The sequence below is a fragment of the Sphingobium sp. WCS2017Hpa-17 genome, from assembly GCF_031843765.1.
In the GTDB taxonomy this organism is placed as follows: Bacteria; Pseudomonadota; Alphaproteobacteria; order Sphingomonadales; family Sphingomonadaceae; genus Sphingobium.
Genome location: NZ_JAVTIV010000004.1, coordinates 135,955 through 158,582, shown reverse-complemented (window position 1 = coordinate 158,582; position 22,628 = coordinate 135,955). Strand labels below are relative to the sequence as shown.

Below are 22,628 nucleotides of genomic sequence, written 5' to 3'. Positions count from 1 at the left end.
TCGCATGATCGACACGGTTCGTCGCATGGATGCTCGTCACTCAAACGTCTTTATTTGACTTTAACCCTATGCGTTCACAACAGTCCCGCCCACGCATGGCGCGGGGGACGTTGCCGGCGCAGCAATGATAAAAATGCCTTTGGGGTCGCGGGTTTGTTTCAGGAAAGCCAGTTGGGATCGCAACAGGGCGGCGCGTCGATGTCGCTGTGGATGGCCGATTCCCTCGCGCGTGCCGGTGCCGGTGCCGCGCCGCAGCCCCGCGACTGGCGCACGCGCCTGCGCGACTGGGCGGATGAGGTCGATCTGGTCCCCGACCTTGCCGAACGGGTCGGCAGCCTCACATGGTTCCGGGGCCTCGCCACCTGTTTCGGCCTCTGTGCCACGGCGCTCTACCTCTCGCCTTCCTTTCAGCCGATTCCAGGGCTGCCCGGCCCAGGTCTGAGCGACGCGCATTATGACGAGGTGCGCAGCCAGATGATGACGCCGCTCGCGCTCGGCGCGGACAGCGGGCGGCATATGGGCGCGACCGACGCGGTGCAGCCGTTGCGCGAGACGCCGGAGCGGCCGCAGATCGAACTTAGTGCCCAGATCGGCAGCAGCGACACGCTGGCCCGCGCTTTGTCGCGCGCGGGGGTCAGCGGCGGTGACGTCGCCACCGTGACGGCGATGGTCGGTGGCGACATGAGCGAGGGCGTGAAGCCCGGCACGCGGCTCGACATCATCTTGGGCCGTCGCACCAGCCGCGACCGGCCGCGTCCGCTCGACAAGCTGGCCTTCCGCGCCCGGCTCGACCTCAATCTGGAGCTGACGCGCGCAGGCGGCGTGCTGTCGGTCAGGCGCATCCCGATCCGCGTCGACAATACGCCGCTGCGCATTCAGGGCGTGGTCGGCGACAGCATCTATCGCTCGGCCCGCGCAGCCGGTGCGCCGCCCAAGGCGGTTCAGGCCTTCCTGCGCGTCATCGCGGGGCAGGTCGATCTGGGCGGCATCGGCGCGGGCGACCGCTACGACATCGTCACCGAATATCGCCGCGCCGAAACCGGCGATGTGGAGGTGGGCGACCTCCTCTATGCCGGCCTCCGGCGATCGCGCGGCAAGTCGGTCGACATGCTGAAATGGACGAAGGACGGCCGCACCGAATGGTTCGAGGCGTCGGGCGTGGGCGAACGTCGCGGCGTCTTGTCCGCGCCGGTCGCCGGGCGCATGTCGTCGGGCTATGGCCAGCGGCGTCACCCGATATTGGGCTATACCCGCATGCACGCGGGCATCGACTTTGCGGCGCGCTACGGATCGCCCATCTACGCCGTGACCGATGGCGTGGTCGCCTTTGCCGGGCGGCATGGCGGCCATGGCAATTATGTTCGCATCCAGCATGGCGGCGGCCTGGCAACCGGCTATGCTCATATGAGTCGCATCGCTGCGGCACCGGGTCAGCGGGTGCGGCGTGGTCAGGTGATCGGCTATGTCGGATCGACCGGCCTGTCGACCGGACCGCATCTCCATTATGAGCTGTATCGCAATGGCGCGACGGTCAATCCGCTGTCGGTGAAGTTCACCACGACGGCGCAGTTGGCAGGGGCAGAACTGTCCGCCTTCCGCGCACGACTGGCGCAATATCAGGGCTTGCGCGTCGGCTTGCACGACAATTTCGCGCAAAAGGCACCGGCCGCTCCCGTGGCTTCGGGCAAATAAGTCCCTTTCCGCCACGGGGTGGCTCCGCTAACGCGCGGCTATGACCTCTCCTCGCCCCGCCGCAGTCACCGCCATCCTGCTCGCGGGTGCGCGCCCCATTCCCGATCCCCTGGCGCAGGCTGCCGGGGTGGCGGTCAAGCCGCTCGTCCCGGTGGGCGGCGAGCCGATGATCAATCGCCCGGCGCGCGCGCTGCTGGATCATCCCGCGATCGGGCAGGTGGTGATCCTGACCCAGCGCGCGGACCTGTTCGCCGCCGATCCCGCCACCGCCTGGCTGGCGGAGCATCCGCGTGTGCGCTTCGAAAAGGGCGGGCAGGGCATCGCCGCCTCGCTGCTGGCGCTGCTGGAGGGGGGCGACGTGCCGTTTCCGATCCTGATGACCACGGCCGACCATGTGCTGCTCGACCGCGCCATGCTGGACCAGTTCGTGGCGGAAGCGAGCGGGGCGGACGTCGCGGTCGCCATGGTCGAGCGGGCGACCCTGCTGGCCCGCTATCCGCAATCGCGCCGCACCTGGCTCAAATTCCGCGACGGCTGGTGGTCGGGCGCGAACATCTTCTGGTTCGGCAGCGACAAGGCCAGCGCGATCATCAGCCTGTGGCAGGAGGTGGAGCAGAACCGCAAGAAGGGCTGGAAGATTCTTGCCGCCTTCGGCCCCTTCGCGCTGCTGGGCGCGTTGCTGCGCATCCTGACGCTGCGCGGCGGGATGGCGCGGATCGGCCGCAAGTTCGGCCTGACCGCGCGGCTGGTCGCGATGGACAGCCCGGAAGCCTGTATCGACGCCGATAAGCCGGAAGATGTGACGCTGATCGAGGCGATCCTGCGGCGCTGACCGGTCGCCTTATTTCCGGAAACTCTCCGCCGCCGCGCAGGCCAGCGCGTCGGCCCGCTCATTTTCCGGGTGGCCGGCATGGCCCTTCACCCATTGCCACGTCACCTTGTGCGGTGCGGCGGCCTTCAGCAGCATTTGCCAGATTTCGACATTCTTGACCGGCTTGTTGTCGGCGGTGCGCCAGCCCTTCTTCTGCCAGCCGAACACCCATTTGGTGATGCCGTCCATCACATATTTGCTGTCGGTATAGAGCGTCACCTGACAGGGTTTCTTGAGCATATTGAGCGCCTCGACCGCCGCCATCATTTCCATGCGGTTATTGGTCGTCTGCGCCTCGCCGCCGGAAATGTCCTTCTCCGTGTCGCCAAAGCGCAGCACCGCGCCCCAGCCGCCGGGGCCGGGATTGCCCTTGCACGCGCCGTCGGTGAAAATCTCCACTTTGGGAAGGTCGGTCATGCGCCCAGCAATTCCGCCGGATCGGCCTTGGCATAGAAATCCAGCCGGCGCAGATAGGCGAGCGGATCCTTGCGCGTCACCATCGCATCGGCGGGTGTGTTGATCCAGTCATAAGCGCGCGTCAGCAAGAAGCGCAAAGCTGCGCCTCGGCACAATATCGGGAAGGCGGCCCGCTCGGCATCACTCAGGCCATGCGCGGCAGCATAGCCTTCGCCCATCGCCTCGGCCCGGTCGCCATGCCAGATCGCGCCGTCATTGCTGAAGCACCACGCGCTATGCGTGACCGCCAGATCATAGGCCCGAATGTCGGTGCAACTGAAATAGAAGTCGATGAGGCCAGTGACTTCATCGCCCAGCATCAGCACATTGTCGGGGAAGAGATCGGCATGGATCACCGAACGCGGCAGGTCGGCGGGCCAATGGGCGTCGAGAAAGGCCAGTTCCGCCGCGACACGCGCGCCAAGGCCCGGTTCGATCTGGTCGAAATCTTCGCCGCATTTTGCCGCCAGCGCGTGCCAGCCATCCTTGTCCAGTGCATTGCGGCGCTCACTGGCAAAGCCCTGCGCCGCCTTGTGCAATTCGCCCAGCGCCACGCCGGCGGCGCGCGCCTGCCCGGCGGTCGGTTCAGTGACGCTGATGCCGGTCAGGAACTCGATCAGGCAGGCGGGGCGACCCGACAATTGCTGGAGCCGCTTGCCCTCCCGATCGGCGATGAAGCGGGGGACCAGGCAACCGCGCGCGCCCAGATGGTCGAGCAGGTCCATGAAAAAGGGCAGGTCCGCCTCATCCACCCGCTTTTCATAGAGCGTCAGGATGTAGCGATGGCCGTGCCCATCATGGCCGGTGGTTTCCAGCAGATAATTGCTGTTCTCCACCCCCTCGGCAATGCCCTTGGCCGACACAAGCCGGCCGGCGTCATAACGGGTGAGGAAGGCGTCGATCTCTTCGGCGGGGACGTGGGTGTAGACGGCCATTTCACACTATCTTCATCTGGAGGATCGTCATTGCGAGCGTAGCGAAGCAATCCATCGTGCCGCCACTGGATTGCTTCGCTACGCTCGCAATGACGGATGAAAAACCTGTTTTCACAAAGGTTCAGGCCGCTTCCAGTCCGCGCGGCAGTTTGAAGGCGATCGTTTCGCGCGCGGTTTCCACCTGCTCTTCCTCGACCGCGAAGCGCTCCGCCAGCCGGTCCACCACCTCGCGTACCAGCACTTCGGGGGCGGATGCACCGGCGGTCAGGCCCAGCGTCTTCACGCCCTCCAGCCAGTCGAAGTCGATTTCGCTCGCGCGCTGGATCAGGCGGGCAGGGGTACCTTCCCGTTCGGCGACCTCCACCAGCCGCAGCGAATTGGAGCTGTTGGGCGCGCCGATCACATAGACGGCGTCGCACTGCGCTGCGATCGCCTTCACCGCCGTCTGGCGGTTGGACGTCGCGTAGCAGATATCCTCGCCCTTCGGCGCGGAAATGGTGGGGAAGCGGCGTTCCAGCGTGGCGACGATCGCAGCGGTATCGTCCACCGACAATGTCGTCTGCGTCAGGAAGGCGAGATTGTCGGGATCGGCGGGAGCAAGCGCCTCGGCATCCTCGACCGTTTCGATCAGCGTCATCGTGCCATCCGGTACCTGACCGAACGTTCCGATCACTTCAGGATGCCCTTTATGCCCGATGAACAGGATATGGCGCCCGGCCGCGACCTGCCGTTCGGCCTGACGATGGACCTTGCTGACCAGCGGGCAGGTGGCGTCCAGATAGGAGAGGCCGCGCTTTTCCGCCTTGGCCGGCACCGCCTTGGGCACGCCATGGGCGGAAAAGACGACCGGTACGCCGTCGGGCACCTGATCCAGGCTTTCCACGAAGATCGCGCCCTTGGCCTTCAGTCCATCGACCACGAACTTGTTATGGACGATTTCATGGCGAACATAGACCGGCGCGCCATAAGCTTCGATCGCCTTTTCGACGATGATGATCGCTCGGTCGACCCCGGCGCAGAAGCCGCGCGGGGCAGCGATCAGGAGCTTCATCGGCGGGCGGGTGGCGGGCGCGTGCGTCATGTCCTGCCGCTTAGGCGAATGTAGCGCCGGATGAAAGCCGCTTCCTTATGGTTGGAGGGGATGGGCAGTTGCGTGGCAGGCGGCGGATGGATAAGGAAGCGCAAAGCGTCTGGTCTTGTGGGCCAATCGAAGGAATATCTGCCTGTGAAATTGTCTCCTATCGCCCTGACCGGAATGTTGGCCCTGGCTCTGGCGGGCTGCTCGCGGCGTGGTGAGATTGATGCGACCGGCGGTATCGTCGCCGTGCGTTCGGCCTGCCCGACGGCGGCGATCCCCGCGCAAACCGGCGATATCACGCTCTTCACCGCGCCCGGCCGGACCGACGCGGCGGCGATCGATGTGGTGGCCGATATCACCAATTTGCGCTCCACCTGCGCGGATGGCGCCCAATTCTACACCGAGGCGACCTTCACCGTGAACGCCCGGCGCAGCGACGCCAGCGCGGCGCGGCAGGTGACCTTGCCCTATTTCTCGGCCGTGGTGCGTGGCGGCAACGCCGTGATCGCCAAGCGGGTCGGGCAGGTGACGCTGAACTTCGCGGCCGGCGACTATCGCGCCAGCGCGCAGGCGAAGGCCGGCAGCTATGTCGAAAAGGCCGCCGCCACGTTGCCCGCCGAAATCCAGCAGAAGATCACGGCGAAGCGCAAGGCCGGCGACGCCGACGCGGCGATCGACCCCTTCGCCCAGCCGGACGTCAAGGCGGCGCTCCAGAAGACCAGCTTCGAGCTGCTCGTGGGTTTCAACCTGACCCAGGATCAGCTCCGATATAACGCGACCCGTTAAGGCTCGCTCGACTTACTCAATTTAGCCGTTCGTGCTGAGTAGGGGCTGAGCTTGTCGAAGCCCCGTATCGAAGCATGGGTGCGATGCAGTCCTTCGATACGCCATTTCGACTTCGCTCAATGGCTACTCAGGACGAACGGGCGATATAGGACCAGGCATAATGTCCCTTTACACCCGTTTCACCGCCCATCTCGATACCGTGCTCGACGCGCTGGAGGCTGATGGCACGTTGCCCGCTGGCCTCAACCGCAAGCCGGTGACGGTCGAGCCGCCGCGCGATCCATCGCATGGCGATCTGGCGACCAACGCCGCCATGGTGCTGGCCAAGCCCGCCGGCACCAACCCGCGCGCGCTGGCCGATGCGATCGTCACCAAGTTGCAGGCGCTGGATGAGGTCGAAAGCGCGACCATCGCCGGTCCCGGCTTCATCAACCTGACGCTGAACGATCCGACCTGGCGCGCGGAACTGGCCGCGATCCATGTGGATGCCGATGACTATGGCCGGTCCGATTTCGGGCAGGGCGTGACCGTCAATGTCGAATATGTCTCGGCCAACCCGACCGGTCCCATGCATATGGGCCATTGTCGCGGCGCGGTGGTGGGCGACGCGCTCGCCACGCTGCTGGAATATGCCGGGCATAAGGTCATACGCGAATATTATATCAACGATGCGGGCGGTCAGGTCGACGTGCTCGCCCGCTCGGCGCATGTCCGTTACCGCGAAGCGCTGGGCGAGGATGTCGGCGCGATTCCCGAAGGCCTCTATCCCGGCGACTATCTCGTCCCGGTGGGGCAGGCGTTGGCCGCCGAATATGGCGACAAATTTGTCGGCGCGCCCGAAGCCGACTGGCTCGTCACCTTCCGCACCGTCGCCGTGGCGAAGATGATGGACATGATCCGCGATGACCTCGCGCTGCTCGGTATCCATCACGACCTTTTCTCGTCCGAGGCGGAGTTACAGGCGGCGGGCAAGCCGGAACAGGCTGAAGCCTGGCTGCGCGCCCACGACCTCGTCTATGACGGAGTGCTGGAAGCGCCCAAGGGCGAACTGCCCGACGATTGGGAGCCGGTGGAACTACCCCTGTTCCGCTCGACGAAGTTCGGCGACGATCAGGATCGCCCGATCAAGAAGTCGAACGGCAGCTGGACCTATTTCGGTGCCGACATGGCCTATCATTACCAGAAGGCGCAGAACGCCGACCAGTTGATCGACATCTGGGGCGCCGACCATGCCGGCACGGTGAAGCGCATCCAGGCCGCCGTCGCCGCCCTGACCGAGGGCAAAGCGCGGTTCGACGTCAAGCTCATCCAGATGGTCCGCCTGCTACGCGATGGCGAGCCGGTGAAAATGTCCAAGCGCGCCGGCAATTTCGTGACTTTGGCCGATGTGGTTAAGGAAGTGGGCAAGGACGTCGTCCGCTTCACGATGCTGACGCGCAAGGCCGACGCCCAGATGGACTTCGACTTTGCCAAGGTAGTGGAAGCGTCGAAGGACAATCCGGTCTTCTACGTCCAATACGCCCATGCCCGCATTTCCTCGCTCGGCCGCCGCGCGCAGGAGGCCGGGATCGTGCTGCCCGCGCCCGACCTGTCCCTTCTTGGGACGGCGGAGCTGAATATGGTCAAGCTCGCCGCGCAATTCCCGCGCGTCGTGGAAGGGGCGGCGCAAGCCCGCGAACCGCACCGTGTTGCCTTCTATCTCAATGACTTGGCCTCCGCCTTCCATGGGTGGTGGAATATGGGCAATGATGATCCGCAGGCGCGCGTCATCCTGGCCGATCAGCCGGCGTTGACCGCAACGCGCCTTTTCCTTGCACAAGGAATAGGGCAGATTATCCGCAACGGTCTGGCGCTGATGGGCGTTGCGGCCCTGACGGAAATGCAGTGAGGCGCTGAACACCATGAGCGATTATGCGCGCGGACGACTGGATCTGGACGACGAGGATCGTCTGCCCTGGCTGGAGCCGGCCATTGACGATGAGGCGGATGACCGCATCTCGCCCATGCGGTTGCTGGGCCTGATCCTGCTCGGCCTCGCACTGATCGGCGCGGTGGTCGCGGGCGTCTGGTGGATGCAGAATCGCAATGGCGGCGGCGGCGCGGGCGAGGGGCAACTGATCGCTGCGCCGACCGAGGATTACAAGATCGCCGCCAATGAGGCTGACGCCAAGAAGTTCGATGGTGAAGGCGATGCCAGCTTCGCCGCCAGCGAAGGCGTGGCGCGCGACGGCCGTATCGATCCCAGCCGCGTGCCCGAAGCGCCGATCGCGAAGACGGCGCCTGCACCAGCCGGTCCTGCACCGGCCGCGCCCAACAAACCCGCTGCCAGCGTGACCGCGCGCGTCACAGACGAAACCAGCGCGCGCCCGACCGCAACGGCCAAGCCGGCTGCGGGCGGCGCGATGATCCAGCTCGGCGCCTATGGCAGCGCATCGGGCGCCAAGGATGCCTGGACCAAGCTGTCCAAGCGCTTCGCCTATCTTGCCCCGCTCGCCATGACGGTCGAGCCGGCCCAAGTCGGCGGCGGCACTGTCTACCGCCTGCGCGCCAGCGCCGGTGGACAGGCCGGCACCATCTGCGGCAAGCTGAAGGTAGCTGGCGAAAGCTGCATGGTCGTGAACTGACATGAGGGGGAAGGGCGCTGCTCTTCCCCTTCGACAATCGCGCTTTCTCTCGCTACCATCGCGGGTATGAAACCCGTTATCTTCGGTCTTTCCGGCGAAACCCTGACCGCCGACGAACGCGCCTTCTTCGCGGAGGCCGATCCGGCCGGCTATATCCTGTTTAGGCGCAACATCGCCGACCGGGCGCAGGTGCGGGCACTGACCGACGATTTGCGCAGCCTGCATGGCCGCGACGATCTGCTGATCATGATCGACCAGGAGGGCGGCCGGGTGGCCCGGATGCAGGCGCCCGTCTGGCCCAGCTTCCCGCCCGGCGCAGCGTTCGACCGACTCTATGACGTCGCCCCGTCCAGCGCGATTGCCGCTGCGCGCGCCAATGCTCGCGCCATCGCGCTGACGCTGGCGGAAGTCGGTATCACCGTCGATGCGTTGCCGCTGCTGGATGTGCGGCAGGATGGGGCGAGCGACATCATGGGCGACCGCACGCTGGGCGCCGATCCGATGCGGGTCGCGGCGCTGGGCCGCGCCACGCTGGAAGGTTTGGCCGAAGGCGGCGTGGTCGGTATCGTCAAGCATATGCCGGGCCATGGTCGGGCGATGGTGGACAGTCATCTGGCGTTGCCGATCGTCAATGCCAACCTCAATGCGCTGGAAACCGATCTGGCGCCCTTCCGCACTCTCAATCGTGCGCCGATGGGTATGACCGCCCATGTCGTCTATACCGAATGGGATGCGGAGAAACCGGCCAGCCTGTCGCCTAAAATCATCGGCGAAATCATCCGCCAGCGCATCGGTTTCGACGGGCTGCTCATGTCCGATGATCTTGATATGAAGGCGCTGCGGGGCAGCATCCCCGAACTGGCCGCCGGCGTGGTCGCGGCGGGTTGCGATCTGGCGCTCAACTGCTGGGGGCGGATGGACGATATGGTCGGCATCGCCGACCTGCTGCCCGATATCACCGATCAGGCACGCGCGCGGCTCGGCCGGGCGATGGCGTCGGTGACGCGCGGGGGCGATCAGCCGGAACTGGAAGAATTGCTGGCGACGCGCGATTCGCTGCTGGGGCTGGCGCTCGCTTGACCGAAGATCTGTTCAGCCAGCCGGCTGTTCCCAATCCTGAGACGCTGCCGGAAACCCTCTTCCTCAGCTTCGATGCGTGGGAGGGGCCGCTCGACCTGCTGCTCAGCCTCGCGCGTAACCAGAAGGTCGACCTGCGCGAAATCTCCATCCTGGCGCTGACCGAGCAATATCTGGAATTTATCGAGGGCGCGCGGCAGTTGCGGCTGGAACTGGCAGCTGATTATCTGGTGATGGCGGCCTGGCTCGCCTATCTCAAATCCGCGCTGCTGTTGCCCCGGCAGGAGCAGGAAGACCCCAGCCCGGAGGAAATGGCGCTGCGGCTGCAATTGCGGCTCCAGCGGCTCCACGCGATGCGGGATGCCGCCGCCCGGCTGATGGCGCGCGACCGGGTAGGGCGCGACGTCTTTACCCGGCGCAAGCCCGAAGGACTGCGGCTGATCAAGAAGGCGCAATGGCGCGCCAGCCTTTATGACCTGATTCAGGCCTATGGCCAGATTCGCGCCCGGACCCAGCCGGTCGTCCACACCATCGCGTTGCGGCCGGTGATGACGCTGGACGAGGCTATCCAGCGGGTCGGATCGCTGGTCGGCACGGCGATCGACTGGACCCGGCTCGAATCCTTCCTGCCGCCCGATCTGGATGCGCCAAAAGCCAAGTCGGCACTGGCCAGCAGCTTTGTTGCGGCATTGGAGCTGGCGCGGCAGGGGCGGCTGGAAATGCAGCAGGATGGGATATTCGCCCCCATCTACCTGCGCGCGCCCGCGCCGAATCACGGAGGCACGGCATGAGCATGGAACCGGATGATTTCCTGCGCGCGGTGGAGGCGGCCCTGTTCGTGGCGGAGGCACCGCTGACCCCGACGGAACTCAAGCTGCATGTGGGCGACAGCGGCGACCTCAACGTAGCGTTGCAAGCGCTGGCGACGCACTATGCCGGACGCGGCATCAATCTGGTCGAGCGGGGCGGTCGCTGGCATTTCCAGACTGCGAGCGATCTCGCCCATATTCTGCGGCGCGAGAAGGACGAACCGCGCAAACTGTCACGCGCGGCGATGGAGACGCTGGCGATAATCGCCTATCACGAGCCGGTCAGCCGCGCGGAAATCGAAGCCATTCGCGGGGTTCAGGTGGCCAAGGGGACTCTGGACGTGCTGATGGAAGCGGGCTGGGTCCGCCCCGCCGGCCGGCGCGAAGTGCCCGGCCGTCCGCTCATCTATGCGACCAGCGTAGATTTTTTGTCACATTTCGGGCTTAGCAGCCGTCGCGACCTTCCCGGAATGGACGATTTGCGCGCCGCTGGCCTGCTCGACCCCGTCGATTTGGCGCTGGAGGGTATGGGCGGTCAATCCGTTCTGGAAAATGACGACGAAGAGGCCTAGATAGGCCCTCTACTAGGAGAATTGAAAAATGGGTTCCTTCTCGCTGATGCACTGGGTGATCGTGCTCCTGGTCGTCATGCTGCTGTTCGGTGGCGGTCGTATTTCCGGCCTGATGGGCGACGTGGCCAAGGGCATCAAGAGCTTCAAGAAGGGCATGGCCGACGATGACGACGATGTGACGCCGGCCAAGCCCGCCGTGCGCATCGACGGCCATCGCGTGCCCGAGCAGGACGCGCCGACGCCCAGCGCGACCGAAGAAAAGACCAAGGCCTGATCCTCCAGCAAGGCCGATAGTCCCGCATGTTTGGTATCGATTCGTCCGAATTTCTGGTGATCGTGATCATTGCCGTGATCGTGATCGGGCCGAAGGACTTGCCGCGCGCGCTCTACAAGGTGGGGCAGATCGTGGGCAAGGCGCAGGGCATGGCCCGTCATTTCCGCACCGGCATCGACGCCATGGTGCGCGAAGTGGAACTGGAAGAGCTGGAAAAGAAATGGGCGGCGCAGAACAAGCGGATCATGGAAGAGCATCCGCCTGAGACATCGGCCGATGTGCTCCCCGCGCCGGTCGAAACGTCGGCGCAGGACGGGGGGCAGGATACGCCGCCCTATGTCGCCGAATCCGCACCGGTAGAAAAACCACCCTTCGTTGCCGAATCGGCACCGGTCGCGGCGCCCACCGTGCCGGTTGCGACATCGGCCAGCGACGGACCGCCCTATGTGGCCGACGCGGCGGCAGCCCAGCCCCTCAAGGGTGATGCGGCGGTATGATCAACGATATCGATGACAGCAAGGCGCCCTTGCTCGACCACCTGATCGAATTGCGCGGCCGTTTGCTCAAATGCGTCTATGCGCTGGTCCTGACCGGTGCGATCTGCTTCTATTTTTCGGAGCAGTTGTTCGCGATTCTGGTCCATCCGCTCAAGGAGGCGTTCGGCGACGGCGGCGGCAGGCTGGTCTATACCAAATTGTACGAAGCCTTTTTCGTTCAGGTGAAGATCGCGTTTTTCGGCGCTTTCTGCCTGTCCTTCCCGATCATCGCTAACCAGCTATGGGCCTTCGTCGCGCCGGGGCTGTATGCCAAGGAAAAGAAAGCGCTGCTGCCTTTCATCCTAGCGACGCCCTTTCTGTTCGCCATGGGCGCCAGCCTCGCCTATTTCGTGGTGATGCCGACGGCTTTCCACTTCTTCCTGGAGTTTCAGGGGAATAGCAGCGGCCTGTCGGTAGAGGCACTGCCCAGTGCGGACGCTTATCTCGGCCTTGTCATGCAGTTCATTCTGGCCTTTGGTATTAGCTTCCTGATGCCAGTGTTGCTGATGCTGCTCAACCGCGCGGGTTTCGTGACGCGCGCGCAGTTGATCGGCATGCGTCGTTACATGATCGTGGCTGCCTTCATTTTGGCCGCGGTGCTGACCCCTCCTGACGTCGTGTCGCAACTGATGCTCGCGATCCCGCTGCTGCTGCTCTACGAAATCACCATCATCGCCATCTGGTTCACCGATCGCAGGGCCGCGAAAGTGGAAGCGGCAGAAGAGGCTTCGGCCTGAGCCGGAACTGCGGTTATGGGATGTATGGATGGGCCTGTCGGTTTTCAGATCGAGCGCTCGCAATGCCGTCATCCCAGCGTAGGCTGGGATCTCAGGCAGGCGATTGCTGCGTAAACGGATAGCGCGACTTCCTCTACCGCCCGAGATTCCAGTCTACGCTGGGGTGACGGCTATCGGGTGGCCGCAAATGCGCCTCTGGCCAAAATCGCCGACCCGGTGCCCCATCCTCCACCCACCAAAAAAAGGCCCGCCTTGTCGAAGGGCGGGCCATGCTAGGGAGGGGGTAGTGAAACGTGCAATCCGCAGCGCTTAGTTCGCGCTCTTTTCCACGGCCTTGCCGGCGCTCTGTACGTCGCGACCAGCGCCCTCGACCGTGTTGCACGCGGCGACCATCAGCGAACCCGTGAGCAGCACGGCAGCCAGGATTTTCTTCGTCATCGAAAGTCTCCTCGTCAAATTCTGTGACCGGACGGCAACGCCATCCTGGTGACGAAGGGAAGAACCCACGCTGGGAAGATACGTTCCGCAGCCGGAAAGAATAATGATTTCAAGAAGAAAACTGCCCCGGAAAAATTCTGAGCCCGGAACGCGTCGGGGGGGAAGCGTTCCGGGCTCATATTTTGTGGATAGCAAGAGCGGGGGGCAAAAGATTTGCTATCCGAAATGTAGAACCCGCCGCGACCCGGATCGGTTCCCGCGACAGCCAAAAAAATGCGCTTTTTTAAATGCTTTTTTTACAGCTGCTTCGATGGTGAGCGGATTATTAACCAGAAGAAAATCGCGATCGGGCGGAAAAAAGATCAGATCAGCGGCCGGCCTGTGTTGCGATACTCCGGCCGGATGGTGGATTCCGGCAGACCGTCATCGGCCTGCCGCGACTTGGGAGCGGGCGTCCATCCGACAGGCGGCGTGCCCTGTGCCGGGCCGGCCGGCAGCGGGGCGGAGGGCAGTGGGACATAAGCGGGCGCCAGTGTCTCCACCGGCACGACCGGCTTTGCCGGCCAACTGGTGCGGGCCGGGCCGGAAATCGTCTCCCGCCCCAGATAGGGTATGCGGAAGGCAGCGGGTGTGCCGTTGAACCCCGGATTGCGGTAGAAAATGTGCGCGCCGATCACCGCCACCGCCTGAAGACTGGATGACCATTCGGGCCGGACCGCCAGCGTATGATAATGGGTGGCCAGGCCGACCGGGGTGTAGACATGGCCGGCCAGCGCCTGTTCCGCAACGCGCCGTGCCCGCACCCACGCGGCGGCGGCCGGCATCCGCGCCATGGCGCCGTCGCAGCTGAAGGTGAACTGGCATCGAAAGTCGGTGCGTTCTGACCCCTGATAGACGACGCCGCAGACCGTGTTGGGCCAGAGCGGGCTACGCACCCGGTTCAGCACCACCTGCGCCACCGCGCGCTGGCCGTCGTCCGGTTCATTGGCCGCTTCATAATAGATGGCCGATGTCAGGCAGTTGAGCGCGCGATAGCTATCGATGCCGGTCAGCCCGCGAAACACCATCGCCGGCGCCGCCTTCGCCTCGTCCAGTCCCAGCACATGCTCGCTTTGCACCGTGGCGACGCCCGGCACCGGATCGAACGCACCCTGCGCATAGAAAAACGCGGAGCCGGGGAAATTCTGCGCGGATTCCTCGGACGGATCGGCATGGGTGATATCCTGATCGCCGCCCAGCATGTCGAGCGGCGCGGCGGTGATCAGGCGCGGCGCGACGAGCAGCAGCAGTGCGATCGCCAAGATTGCGCCATGCCCCCTCCATCCCCGCATCTGCGCCGGCAACCGCATATCAAACCCATTATAGCAGCGACCCGCTGTCGCCCGCCGCCAAGCCCTTAGCGGAAAATCCTTATTCTTTCCTCCCCGCAATTGCCCCTGTGCCGCGATGGGACGGCGATGCGCGCAAAGGTTAAAATGCGCGCTTTGCCCCGATCATCATTCCCTTGCTTGGCAAAGCCGCTCGCGCCGGGCTATGCGGGTATCCATGCTGCTTCAATCAGATAGTCTCGCGCTGATCGGTAATACGCCGATGGTGCGCCTCGCCGGCCCCTCACAGGAGACGGGCTGCGACATTTTCGCCAAATGCGAATTCGCCAATCCCGGTGCGTCCGTGAAAGATCGCGCTGCGCTGTTCATCGTCAATGATGCCGAGGAGAAAGGGCTGCTCAAGCCCGGCGGCACGATCGTCGAAGGGACGGCGGGCAATACCGGAATCGGCCTGGCGCTGGTCGCCAATGCCAAGGGTTATAAGTCGATCATCGTCATGCCCGAGACGCAGAGCCGGGAAAAGATGGACACGCTGCGCGCGCTGGGCGCGGAACTGGTGACGGTGCCAGCGGCGCCCTATTCGAATCCCGGCCATTTCGTCCACACCTCGCGCCGGCTGGCGGAGGAGACGGAAGGGGCGATCTGGGCCAACCAGTTCGACAATATTGCCAATCGCAAGGCGCATATCGTCGGTACAGCCGAGGAAATCTGGACGCAGATGGACGGTCGGATCGACGGCTTCACCTGTGCGGCAGGGACCGGCGGCACGATCGCGGGCGTGGGTCTGGGCCTCAAGGCCAAGGATGAGGCGATCACCATTGCCTTGAGCGACCCGCATGGCGCGGCGCTGTTCAACTATTACGCCCATGGCGAATTGAAGGCGGAAGGTTCGTCAGTCGCCGAAGGCATTGGTCAGGGGCGTATCACCGCCAATCTGGACGGCGCGCCGATCGACACGCAATTCCGCATTTCCGATGAAGACGGGCTGCTCTGGGTCCGCCGCCTGCTGGCGGAGGAAGGGCTGTGTCTGGGCCTGTCGTCGGGCATCAATGTCGCCGGCGCGGTGGCGCTAGCGAAGCAATTGGGGCCGGGCAAGCGGATCGCGACGATCCTGTGCGACACCGGCTTCCGCTACCTGTCGACCCTCTACAACCGGCAATGGCTGGAATCTAAGGGCTTGACGGTCTTCCCCTGGCTCGCGCAGACTGCATGATCGTCGACACGGGTCGCGGCGAAGGCAATAAGAGCGCAAGCATGGCTGAAACACCCCGCCGTCAGGAAGGGTTGCAGCGCGTCCAGATCGGCCTCACCGGTCTGGCGGGCGTCGTGCTGCTGGTCGGCCTCGCCAATATCGTGATCGAAAAGGCGCGAATGGACGATGCTGCGTTGCCGCCTCCGGTGGTGCCGACGCTGAGCCAGACGCAAAATGCCGTCTCGCCCAAGGAACCGCTGGCGGAACTCGGCGTACAGCCCGCGCCGGAGCAGGCGCCGATCGTGCCCGACCTTCAGCCCGATCCCAATATCCGCAAACCCATGGACCGCGACCCCGCGCAACAGCAGCGCTAAGGCAATGCGATCGCGATGGCATGACTGCCGATGAAGGCCGGCCTGAAGCGATTCCTGTGGTTCTGGCTGCCGTCGGTCGCTCTTTTTCTGGTGGGGTTGCGGCGCGCTTTCCTGACAGGACAGGCCGATCCCTGGGATTGGGGTCTGCCGGCAGCCTTGGTGCTTGGTGCGGTGGGGTTGCTGCTCGCGCGCCGGGATTGGGTGATGCAGGTCTGGGTAGCGCTGGGTGGCGTCGGGATGGCGCTGGTCTTCTGCATGTTGGCGGCAGCGCGCGCGCCGGATCTGCTGGCGGCGGCCGAGCTGCTGACCGTAGCGTTGCTCTCCATGTTCGGCGGCGCGTTAGTTAGTCCCTTTCCGTTCGCTTCGAGCGAAGTCGAGAAGCTGTCAGCGCCGTCCATGCGTTTCGCGACACGCTCGAAACGAACGGCTGTCGGAATCGGTCTGATCGCCTGCGCCGTGCTCCTCCTCTGGCGCGGCCCGGCGCAACCGATCCGGCCTGTCCCGGATCGTCCCACCCTTGCGGTCATCAGCGGCCTGCCACTCTTCTGGGATGAAGCGGGACGGGATGGGCCGCGCGACGCGCCGATCGTCACGATCTTGCGTGCCCGCTTCATCGTCACGCCGCTGGACGACCCGCTGCAACTCAAGGCATCCGGCGCCCGCCGCGTGCTGCTGGCCCAGCCGCGCGCGCTGACCCCTGTGCAGCTCGTCGCGATCGACCAATGGGTGCGGGATGGCGGGACGGCGCTGGTGCTGGCCGACCCCCTGTTGCGCTGGCCGTCCGACCTGCCGCTGGGGGATCGCCGCCGCGCGCCCGCCGCCAGCCTGTTGCAGCCTTTGCTCGGCCATTGGGGTTTCAGGCCTTTCGCCGTGAAGGATGAGGAAATCCGCTACCGCACGCCCGACGGCTATCTTGTGACCCTGTCGGGCGTGCAGGCCTATCAGTCGGGCGCGGACGGGCGTTGGGTGGGGCCGGGTGACTGGATCGTGCAGCGCAAGCCCATGGGGAAGGGTGCGGTTTTGCTGCTGGGCGATGCCGATCCGATCGACGACCGGCTCTGGCTGGCTGATCCCGCTTACCCCCTCCACCCCCGCTATTGGGTGGCCGATACGCCCGCACGCGTCGTCCATTGGCTGGGTGGCGCTGCCATCACCGGCGACCGGCGCTGGATGGGGGAGTCGCACGACGTCATCCGGGGACTCAGGTGGGCGCTTTTGGCTGGGACGATATGGGCGATGCTGGGCGCGATGGTCTTTGGCGGGGAAAGGCGGGGTTTCAGCCCCAGAACAGAAGGGGAATGTGATGGCCTGAAAGATAACAAATCCGGTTAGTCCCGTATTCCACCGTCTTTTCCCATCACCACCCATGCTTTCCCATTGCAGTCCACCCCCATGCTTGGTAGGAAAACAGGCATTGGGGTTCGTCAGGCTTTGCGTTGTCCTGTGCGCTGGATGGTGTTCTCGTGATTCCGGCGACGGGCGGCCTGTGCCCCGAAAACAAGGGACCAGGTCGCCAGAGTGTCGGACGTCATTCTCTATTCGGGCAACGCATTCAGCGTCGCGGACGGCAAAGGCCGTTTCGTGCTGCCCCTGGAGATGCGCAAGCTGGTCAAACAGGCGAGCGGCGGCGACAATCGCCTGTGCCTGTCGGTTCATTTCGACAATGGTTGCGCCACTGGCTTTGGCCTGTCCCACAAGCAGTTTCTGTTCGAAGAGGTCGAGAAGCTGGAGCGTCAGGCCTATGAGGCCGGCCGCGACTTCAACGCCGATCTGGAACGCGAAAATCGCCTCGGCACGATCGAGGACGTGAATTTCGATGATGCCGGCCGATTCTTCCTCCACCCCGATATCAAGGAAGAAGCTGGCATCACGGACGCGATCTTCTTCTATGGCGTGGGGCGTTACTTCCAGATCTGGAAGCCCGAGGCGCTGGTCGAAAGCTCGGACCGCCCGGCGCTGATCCGAAACAAGGTCCGTCGCTGGATCGACGCACGCGTGGAAGGGGCGGCCAAATGAGTGACGCCCCGCACATTCCCGTCCTGATCGACGAAGTCCTCGATGCCCTCGCCGTCAACCCCGGCGAGATCCATGTCGATGGCACCTTCGGCGCGGGTGGCTATTCGAGCGCCATGGCCCGCGCCGGCGCCCGCGTCTTCGCCTTCGATCGCGACCCCGATGCGATCCGCGAAGGGCAGGCGGTGGCCGACGCGCATCAGATCACGCTGATCCCCGGCGAATTTTCGCGCATGGCGGAGTTGCTGGCGGAGCGCGGCGTCGACAAAGTGTCGGGCATCACGCTCGATATCGGCGTATCCTCGATGCAGCTCGACCGGGCGGAGCGCGGCTTCTCCTTCCAGTCCGACGGTCCGCTCACCATGACGATGAGCCAGGACGGCATGAGCGCCGCCGATTTCCTCAATACGGCGTCTGAGGAAGAGATTGCCAACGTCATCTACCGCTATGGCGACGAGCCCAAGTCGCGCCGTGTCGCCCGCGCGATCGTGGACGCGCGCCCGCTGGAGCGCACCGGTCAGCTGGCCGCCGTCGTCCGCAAGGCGCTGGGCCACAAGCCGCATGACAAGAAAGACCCGGCGACCCGCACCTTCCAGGCGATCCGCATCCATGTGAATCGCGAACTGGAGGAGCTGGAACTGGCGCTGGACGCGGCCGAAGCGCTGCTGGAGGAGGGCGGTCGTCTGGCGATCGTCACCTTCCACAGTCTGGAAGACCGGATCGTCAAACAGTTTCTGCGCAATCGTAGCGGCGGCGACAGCGGCGGTTCGCGGCATCTGCCCGAACGGGCCGCCGGGCCGCAGCCGACCTTCGCCAAGCCCGCCAAGGCGGTGAAGCCGGGCGAGGCCGAACTGGCGCGCAACCCCCGCGCCCGATCCGCCACGCTGCGCGCCGCCATTCGTACATCTGCCCCCGCCCAGTCCTCTTCCGCCCGGAGTGCCCGCTCATGATCGCCGTCAAGAGGTTGCAGAGCCTGATCTGGGTGATCCTCGTCGCGCTGGGTGCGCTGGGCGCCTATATGGTGTCGCTGAAGGTCGCGACCGAACGTAACGAGCTGATGAAGGTCCGGGCGCAGATTGCACGGGCAAAGGCCGACATTCGCTATCTGGAAACGGAATTCAGCGCCCGCGCCTCCATGCGTCAGCTGGAACGCTGGAATCAGGACGACTTCATGTATTCGACGCCCAGCGCCCAGCAATATCTGGGTGGTGAGCGCGCGCTGGCCCATCTGGACGGCGTGCAGCCCAACGGTCCCGATTATGTCGCGCCGCCGGTGATGGTGGCGATGGTCGAAACCCCGGCCGATCTGCCGTCTGCCCCGCAAAAGGCCCCGGAAAGTCCGGCCGCGACGCAGATCCGCAGCGATATCGCGGTGATCCGCGAAGCCCATGCTGCCGACGCCGTCGACAAGCTGCCCAAGCCTGCGCCCCGTACCCCCGCGCAGCAGGCTAAGGCCGATGCCGATGTGTCGAAGCCCAATCCGATCGCGCGCAAGGCGGAGCGGATGGCGATGCTCGATGCCAAGCTGCTGGACGACAGCACCTTGGGCGATCTCAGCGCGCGGGCGGCGCGCGAGAAGCGCAAGGAGGCGCGCTGATGGCCACGATCATTGTCCAGCCGGGCGGCGAACGGGCCGGGCGAGCGCGGGTCAACCTGACCGCCATCGCCCACAACCGGCTGATGCTGCTGCTGATCCTGTTCATGCTCATCACCGCCATCGTCATTGGCCGACTCGTCTGGGTCGGCATTTTTGCGCATGGCAATGCGGGTGACGGCAGCCTGTCGCCCTTCCTGCCTGCGCGCGCGGACATCGTCGATCGCAACGGCGTGCCGCTGGCCCGCACCATGGATGCCTATTCGGTGGCGGTGCGCCCGTCCAAGCTGATTGGCGATCCGGGCGAACTGGCCCGCAAGCTGCACGAAATCTTCCCGGATGAACCCGAAGCGGCCTTCTACAAGAAGCTGACCGGCCGTGGCTGGGCCTATCTGCGCCGTCGTGCCCTGCCCGAAGAAGTAGCAGCGGTGAACGCGCTGGGCGAAATCGGCATCGAATTTCCGCGCGAGAAGGAGCGCCTCTATCCGCAGCGCACGCTGGCGGCCCATGTGCTGGGCTTTGCCCCAAATGCCGAAGGGGAAGGCGGCATGGGCGTGGAGGCCGCCTTCAACGACCGGCTGACGCAGGCGGCGCAGCGGGGCAAGCCCTTCGCCATCTCTATCGACAGCCGGGTGCAGGGCGCGCTGGAAAGTGAACTGTACGCGCAACTGGTACAGACCAGAGCGAAGGGCGCGGGCGGCATCATCATGGACGCCAATACCGGCGAGATCATCGCCATGGCCTCCATCCCCGTTTTCGATCCGAACAAGTTGCAAAATTACGCGGGCAAGACGTGCAGCGAATCGCCGCTCTGCAACCATATGGTGCAGGCCCGCTACGAACTGGGTTCGTCCTTCAAGCCGCTGTCGATCGCGGCGGCCATGGATGCCGGCGTCGTTACGTCGATGAGCAAGCGCTATGATGCCACCGCGCCGCTCGCCGTCGCCGGCTTCCGCATCCGCGACGATCACTCGCTTGGCCGCTGGATCAACGTGCCGGAAATTTTGGTGCACAGTTCCAATATCGGCACCGCGCGCATCGCCGACGAAATGGGCGCGGAGCCGTTGCAGAAGATGTTCCGCAGCCTGGATTTCGACCAGCGCGCGCCGATCGAGTTCAATGAACGGGCCAAGGGCATCTGGCCGTCCAGCTGGGGCCGCATCACCAGCATGACCACGGCCTATGGCCATGGCATCGCGGTCACGCCGCTGCATCTGGCGGCGGCCTACGCGGCGCTTGTCAATGGCGGCATCTGGCGTCCCGCCACCATGCGCAAGCTGCGCCCCGACGAAGTGCCCGAAGGGCGCCGCGTCTTCACCGCCGCCACCAGCGCGCGGATGCGGCAACTGTTGCGGATGATCGTGTCGGCGGGTACAGGACGAAGCGCCGACGCCAAGGGATTCCGGGTGGGCGGCAAGACGGGTTCCGCCGAAAAGCCCCAGGAGGGGCGCTATAACAAGACTTCGCTCGTGACGACTTTCGCTTCTGCCTTCCCGATGGATAATCCCCGCTATGTCGTGGTCGCGATCATGGACGAGGCGACCGGTCAATATGGCCTGCGCACCGCTGCCTGGACCGCCGCCCCGGTGGTCAAGCGGGTGGTGGAGCGCACTGGCCCGATGCTGGGCGTGATGCCGGACGAAAGCCGTGACGTGGATATCTCGGATCTGATGCCGCTGCTGCACGGCGACAAGGAGAAAGAATGATGCGCCTCGGGTCGCTTATCGAGGGGCTGGATGCGGATGGTTCGGACAAGGTCGGCGGCACTGCCGGCCTTGACGCGTCTGTGACCGGCTTCGCCATCGACAATCGCAAGGTCGCGCCCGGCACCGTCTTCGGCGCGTTCCAGGGCCTGCGCGTCAATGGCGAGGATTATATTCCCGATGCGGTGAAGGCCGGCGCGGTCGCCATCGTCGCCCGACCGGAGGCGAAGGTCGAGGGGGCGATCCATATCGCCCACGCCAATCCGCGCCGCCTGTTGGCGCTGATGGCCGCCCGCTATTTCGCGCCCTTCCCGGACGTGACCGTTGCCGTCACCGGCACCAATGGCAAGACCAGCACGGTCGAACTCGCCCGCCAGTTGTGGCGCATGCTGGGCCACAAGTCCGCGTCGATCGGCACGCTGGGCGTGACTACGGCGGTGGATCAGGTGTCGACCGGCCTCACCACACCGGACATCGTCACCTTCCTTGCTAACATGTCGGGTCTGAAGCGCGAAGGCATCACCCATGCCGCGTTTGAAGCCTCCAGCCATGGCCTCGACCAGTATCGGACCGAAGGGCTGCCGGTCGCCGCCGGCGCCTTCACCAACCTGTCGCGCGACCATCTCGACTATCATGGCGACATGGACAGCTATTTCGACGCCAAGATGCGGCTGTTCGACGAAGTCGTGTCGGCCGATGGCACGGCGGTCGTCTGGGCCGACGACGCATGGTCGGACAAGGTCATCCAGCGCGCTACGAAGCGGGGGCTTCGGGTGCTGAGCGTCGGGGTGCAGGGGCAGGCTCTTCGGCTCGCCAACCGCACCCCGACCCAGTTGGGTCAGGCGCTGGAGGTCGAAGCTGATGGCAAGATCCACAAGGTCAACCTGCCGCTGATTGGCGCCTATCAGGCGGCCAATGCGCTGACCGCCGCCGGCCTCGTCATCGCGACCGGCGGTGACACGGCCAAGGTCATGGAACTGCTCGGCCGGGTCCAGCCGGTGCGGGGGCGGCTGGAACGCGCGGTCATCAGCAAGGCGGGCGCGCCCGTCTATGTCGATTACGCCCATACGCCCGATGGCCTGAAGGCCGCGATAGAGGCGCTGCGCCCGCATACGCGCGGCAAGCTCATCACCCTGTTCGGCGCCGGCGGCGATCGTGACGCGGGCAAGCGCCCCCTGATGGGCAAGGTCGCGGCGGAACTGTCCGACCATGTCATCGTCACCGACGACAATCCCCGTTCGGAAGAACCCTCTGCGATCCGCGCCGCCGTGCTGGCGGGCGCGCCGCAGGCCGAGGAAATCGGCGGTCGCCGCGCCGCCATCGCCGCTGCCATCGGTCAGGCGGGCGGGGACGATATCGTCCTGCTCGCCGGCAAGGGCCATGAACAGGGCCAGATCATCGGCGACCGCGTCCTCCCCTTCGATGACGTCACCGTGGCGCGGGAGTGCGCGGGTTGAATAAGGGAATCGTCCACTACCGTCCGTTCGCCCTGAGCCTGTCGAAGGGCGTGCAAGTGCTTCGACAGGCTCAGCACGAACG

At 65.0% G+C, this 22,628-nt stretch carries 24 protein-coding genes; 19 read left to right on the top strand and 5 right to left on the bottom strand.

The features are described 5' to 3' along the window. The first annotated feature begins 198 nt into the window (after positions 1 to 198). Together RQH62_RS09455 and RQH62_RS09450 are read left to right on the top strand one after the other, a co-directional pair. Entirely contained in the window at positions 199 to 1,692 is a 1,494-nt protein-coding gene (locus RQH62_RS09455; RefSeq protein ID WP_311268596.1) for a M23 family metallopeptidase, read from the top strand. A 40-nt stretch (positions 1,693 to 1,732) separates the two neighbouring features. Then, positions 1,733 to 2,524, top strand: coding sequence for a nucleotidyltransferase family protein (locus RQH62_RS09450; RefSeq protein ID WP_311268508.1), 792 nt, complete (start codon positions 1,733 to 1,735; stop codon positions 2,522 to 2,524). Between the two features lie 9 nt (positions 2,525 to 2,533). Here the strand turns inward: RQH62_RS09450 and rnhA are convergent, their stop codons facing one another. The 3 genes from rnhA to ispH form a co-directional block, all read right to left on the bottom strand. Continuing rightward, complete coding sequence (rnhA, locus tag RQH62_RS09445; RefSeq protein WP_311268507.1) at positions 2,534 to 2,980, bottom strand: ribonuclease HI; 447 nt, start codon at positions 2,978 to 2,980, stop codon at positions 2,534 to 2,536. After that, positions 2,977 to 3,954 (bottom strand): homoserine kinase, encoded by a 978-nt coding sequence (thrB, locus tag RQH62_RS09440; RefSeq protein WP_311268506.1) that lies wholly within the window; start codon positions 3,952 to 3,954, stop codon positions 2,977 to 2,979. Before thrB ends, rnhA begins: the two co-directional genes overlap by 4 nt. A gap of 121 nt (positions 3,955 to 4,075) precedes the next feature. Further along, a complete protein-coding gene (gene ispH, locus RQH62_RS09435) occupies positions 4,076 to 5,035 on the bottom strand; it encodes a 4-hydroxy-3-methylbut-2-enyl diphosphate reductase (RefSeq protein ID WP_311268505.1) in 960 nt (319 codons plus the stop codon). A 174-nt stretch (positions 5,036 to 5,209) separates the two neighbouring features. On the opposite strand from ispH, the gene RQH62_RS09430 reads away from it, so the two are divergent. From RQH62_RS09430 to tatC, 9 genes are all read left to right on the top strand, one after another. Then, complete coding sequence (locus RQH62_RS09430) at positions 5,210 to 5,818, top strand: hypothetical protein (protein WP_311268504.1); 609 nt, start codon at positions 5,210 to 5,212, stop codon at positions 5,816 to 5,818. A gap of 160 nt (positions 5,819 to 5,978) precedes the next feature. Next, positions 5,979 to 7,706: an arginine--tRNA ligase gene (gene argS / locus RQH62_RS09425; protein WP_311268503.1), complete on the top strand. Its 1,728-nt coding sequence runs from the start codon at positions 5,979 to 5,981 to the stop codon at positions 7,704 to 7,706. A 13-nt stretch (positions 7,707 to 7,719) separates the two neighbouring features. Further along, positions 7,720 to 8,442, top strand: coding sequence for an SPOR domain-containing protein (locus tag RQH62_RS09420; protein ID WP_311268502.1), 723 nt, complete (start codon positions 7,720 to 7,722; stop codon positions 8,440 to 8,442). A 66-nt stretch (positions 8,443 to 8,508) separates the two neighbouring features. Then, positions 8,509 to 9,522: a beta-N-acetylhexosaminidase gene (gene nagZ, locus RQH62_RS09415; protein ID WP_311268501.1), complete on the top strand. Its 1,014-nt coding sequence runs from the start codon at positions 8,509 to 8,511 to the stop codon at positions 9,520 to 9,522. Beyond that, on the top strand, positions 9,519 to 10,310 hold the full coding sequence (locus RQH62_RS09410; RefSeq protein ID WP_311268500.1) for a ScpA family protein: 792 nt from the start codon (positions 9,519 to 9,521) through the stop codon (positions 10,308 to 10,310). The genes nagZ and RQH62_RS09410 overlap by 4 nt, the downstream gene beginning before the upstream one ends. Then, positions 10,307 to 10,900, top strand: a complete 594-nt coding sequence (gene scpB, locus RQH62_RS09405; protein WP_311268499.1) for an SMC-Scp complex subunit ScpB — start codon at positions 10,307 to 10,309, stop codon at positions 10,898 to 10,900. Before RQH62_RS09410 ends, scpB begins: the two co-directional genes overlap by 4 nt. 28 nt (positions 10,901 to 10,928) lie before the next feature. Next, entirely contained in the window at positions 10,929 to 11,174 is a 246-nt protein-coding gene (locus tag RQH62_RS09400) for a twin-arginine translocase TatA/TatE family subunit (protein ID WP_056683173.1), read from the top strand. A gap of 26 nt (positions 11,175 to 11,200) precedes the next feature. Continuing rightward, positions 11,201 to 11,671 (top strand): Sec-independent protein translocase protein TatB, encoded by a 471-nt coding sequence (gene tatB, locus RQH62_RS09395; RefSeq protein ID WP_311268498.1) that lies wholly within the window; start codon positions 11,201 to 11,203, stop codon positions 11,669 to 11,671. Further along, positions 11,668 to 12,447 carry a twin-arginine translocase subunit TatC gene (gene tatC / locus RQH62_RS09390; protein WP_311268497.1) on the top strand — a complete coding sequence of 260 codons (780 nt, stop codon included), beginning with the start codon at positions 11,668 to 11,670 and terminating at the stop codon, positions 12,445 to 12,447. The genes tatB and tatC overlap by 4 nt, the downstream gene beginning before the upstream one ends. A 309-nt stretch (positions 12,448 to 12,756) precedes the next feature. Here the strand turns inward: tatC and RQH62_RS09385 are convergent, their stop codons facing one another. Further along, a complete protein-coding gene (locus tag RQH62_RS09385) occupies positions 12,757 to 12,885 on the bottom strand; it encodes an entericidin A/B family lipoprotein (RefSeq protein WP_056683165.1) in 129 nt (42 codons plus the stop codon). Positions 12,886 to 13,247: 362 nt separating this feature from the next. Beyond that, positions 13,248 to 14,234, bottom strand: coding sequence for a cell wall hydrolase (locus RQH62_RS09380; RefSeq protein ID WP_311268496.1), 987 nt, complete (start codon positions 14,232 to 14,234; stop codon positions 13,248 to 13,250). A gap of 196 nt (positions 14,235 to 14,430) precedes the next feature. Here RQH62_RS09380 and RQH62_RS09375 point away from each other — a divergent pair, with 196 nt between their 5' ends. From RQH62_RS09375 to RQH62_RS09340, 8 genes are all read left to right on the top strand, one after another. Next, positions 14,431 to 15,426 (top strand): cysteine synthase A, encoded by a 996-nt coding sequence (locus RQH62_RS09375; RefSeq protein WP_311268495.1) that lies wholly within the window; start codon positions 14,431 to 14,433, stop codon positions 15,424 to 15,426. A 41-nt stretch (positions 15,427 to 15,467) separates the two neighbouring features. Next, positions 15,468 to 15,779: a hypothetical protein gene (locus RQH62_RS09370; protein WP_311268494.1), complete on the top strand. Its 312-nt coding sequence runs from the start codon at positions 15,468 to 15,470 to the stop codon at positions 15,777 to 15,779. 30 nt (positions 15,780 to 15,809) lie between these two features. Next, a complete protein-coding gene (locus RQH62_RS09365; RefSeq protein WP_311268493.1) occupies positions 15,810 to 17,111 on the top strand; it encodes an ABC transporter in 1,302 nt (433 codons plus the stop codon). A 186-nt stretch (positions 17,112 to 17,297) separates the two neighbouring features. Continuing rightward, entirely contained in the window at positions 17,298 to 17,795 is a 498-nt protein-coding gene (locus RQH62_RS09360; protein ID WP_311268492.1) for a division/cell wall cluster transcriptional repressor MraZ, read from the top strand. After that, positions 17,792 to 18,742, top strand: a complete 951-nt coding sequence (gene rsmH / locus RQH62_RS09355) for a 16S rRNA (cytosine(1402)-N(4))-methyltransferase RsmH (protein WP_311268491.1) — start codon at positions 17,792 to 17,794, stop codon at positions 18,740 to 18,742. Before RQH62_RS09360 ends, rsmH begins: the two co-directional genes overlap by 4 nt. Next, positions 18,739 to 19,389, top strand: coding sequence for a colicin transporter (locus tag RQH62_RS09350; protein WP_311268490.1), 651 nt, complete (start codon positions 18,739 to 18,741; stop codon positions 19,387 to 19,389). The genes rsmH and RQH62_RS09350 overlap by 4 nt, the downstream gene beginning before the upstream one ends. After that, on the top strand, positions 19,389 to 21,092 hold the full coding sequence (locus RQH62_RS09345; protein ID WP_311268489.1) for a penicillin-binding protein 2: 1,704 nt from the start codon (positions 19,389 to 19,391) through the stop codon (positions 21,090 to 21,092). The genes RQH62_RS09350 and RQH62_RS09345 overlap by 1 nt, the downstream gene beginning before the upstream one ends. Further along, entirely contained in the window at positions 21,092 to 22,546 is a 1,455-nt protein-coding gene (locus RQH62_RS09340) for a UDP-N-acetylmuramoyl-L-alanyl-D-glutamate--2,6-diaminopimelate ligase (protein WP_311268595.1), read from the top strand. The genes RQH62_RS09345 and RQH62_RS09340 overlap by 1 nt, the downstream gene beginning before the upstream one ends. Positions 22,547 to 22,628 lie beyond the last annotated feature (82 nt).

Coding starts and splice junctions, on each gene's coding strand:
- RQH62_RS09340 (WP_311268595.1), top strand. CDS start 21,092: ATGCGCCTCGGGTCGCTTATCGAGGGGCTGGATGCGGATGGTTCGGAC.
- nagZ (WP_311268501.1), top strand. CDS start 8,509: ATGAAACCCGTTATCTTCGGTCTTTCCGGCGAAACCCTGACCGCCGAC.
- RQH62_RS09370 (WP_311268494.1), top strand. CDS start 15,468: ATGGCTGAAACACCCCGCCGTCAGGAAGGGTTGCAGCGCGTCCAGATC.
- ispH (WP_311268505.1), bottom strand. CDS start 5,035: ATGACGCACGCGCCCGCCACCCGCCCGCCGATGAAGCTCCTGATCGCT.
- RQH62_RS09345 (WP_311268489.1), top strand. CDS start 19,389: ATGGCCACGATCATTGTCCAGCCGGGCGGCGAACGGGCCGGGCGAGCG.
- argS (WP_311268503.1), top strand. CDS start 5,979: ATGTCCCTTTACACCCGTTTCACCGCCCATCTCGATACCGTGCTCGAC.
- RQH62_RS09365 (WP_311268493.1), top strand. CDS start 15,810: ATGAAGGCCGGCCTGAAGCGATTCCTGTGGTTCTGGCTGCCGTCGGTC.
- RQH62_RS09385 (WP_056683165.1), bottom strand. CDS start 12,885: ATGACGAAGAAAATCCTGGCTGCCGTGCTGCTCACGGGTTCGCTGATG.
- RQH62_RS09375 (WP_311268495.1), top strand. CDS start 14,431: ATGCTGCTTCAATCAGATAGTCTCGCGCTGATCGGTAATACGCCGATG.
- RQH62_RS09430 (WP_311268504.1), top strand. CDS start 5,210: ATGTTGGCCCTGGCTCTGGCGGGCTGCTCGCGGCGTGGTGAGATTGAT.
- RQH62_RS09420 (WP_311268502.1), top strand. CDS start 7,720: ATGAGCGATTATGCGCGCGGACGACTGGATCTGGACGACGAGGATCGT.
- RQH62_RS09455 (WP_311268596.1), top strand. CDS start 199: ATGTCGCTGTGGATGGCCGATTCCCTCGCGCGTGCCGGTGCCGGTGCC.
- tatC (WP_311268497.1), top strand. CDS start 11,668: ATGATCAACGATATCGATGACAGCAAGGCGCCCTTGCTCGACCACCTG.
- thrB (WP_311268506.1), bottom strand. CDS start 3,954: ATGGCCGTCTACACCCACGTCCCCGCCGAAGAGATCGACGCCTTCCTC.
- rsmH (WP_311268491.1), top strand. CDS start 17,792: ATGAGTGACGCCCCGCACATTCCCGTCCTGATCGACGAAGTCCTCGAT.
- rnhA (WP_311268507.1), bottom strand. CDS start 2,980: ATGACCGACCTTCCCAAAGTGGAGATTTTCACCGACGGCGCGTGCAAG.
- tatB (WP_311268498.1), top strand. CDS start 11,201: ATGTTTGGTATCGATTCGTCCGAATTTCTGGTGATCGTGATCATTGCC.
- RQH62_RS09450 (WP_311268508.1), top strand. CDS start 1,733: ATGACCTCTCCTCGCCCCGCCGCAGTCACCGCCATCCTGCTCGCGGGT.
- RQH62_RS09350 (WP_311268490.1), top strand. CDS start 18,739: ATGATCGCCGTCAAGAGGTTGCAGAGCCTGATCTGGGTGATCCTCGTC.
- scpB (WP_311268499.1), top strand. CDS start 10,307: ATGAGCATGGAACCGGATGATTTCCTGCGCGCGGTGGAGGCGGCCCTG.
- RQH62_RS09400 (WP_056683173.1), top strand. CDS start 10,929: ATGGGTTCCTTCTCGCTGATGCACTGGGTGATCGTGCTCCTGGTCGTC.
- RQH62_RS09380 (WP_311268496.1), bottom strand. CDS start 14,234: ATGCGGTTGCCGGCGCAGATGCGGGGATGGAGGGGGCATGGCGCAATC.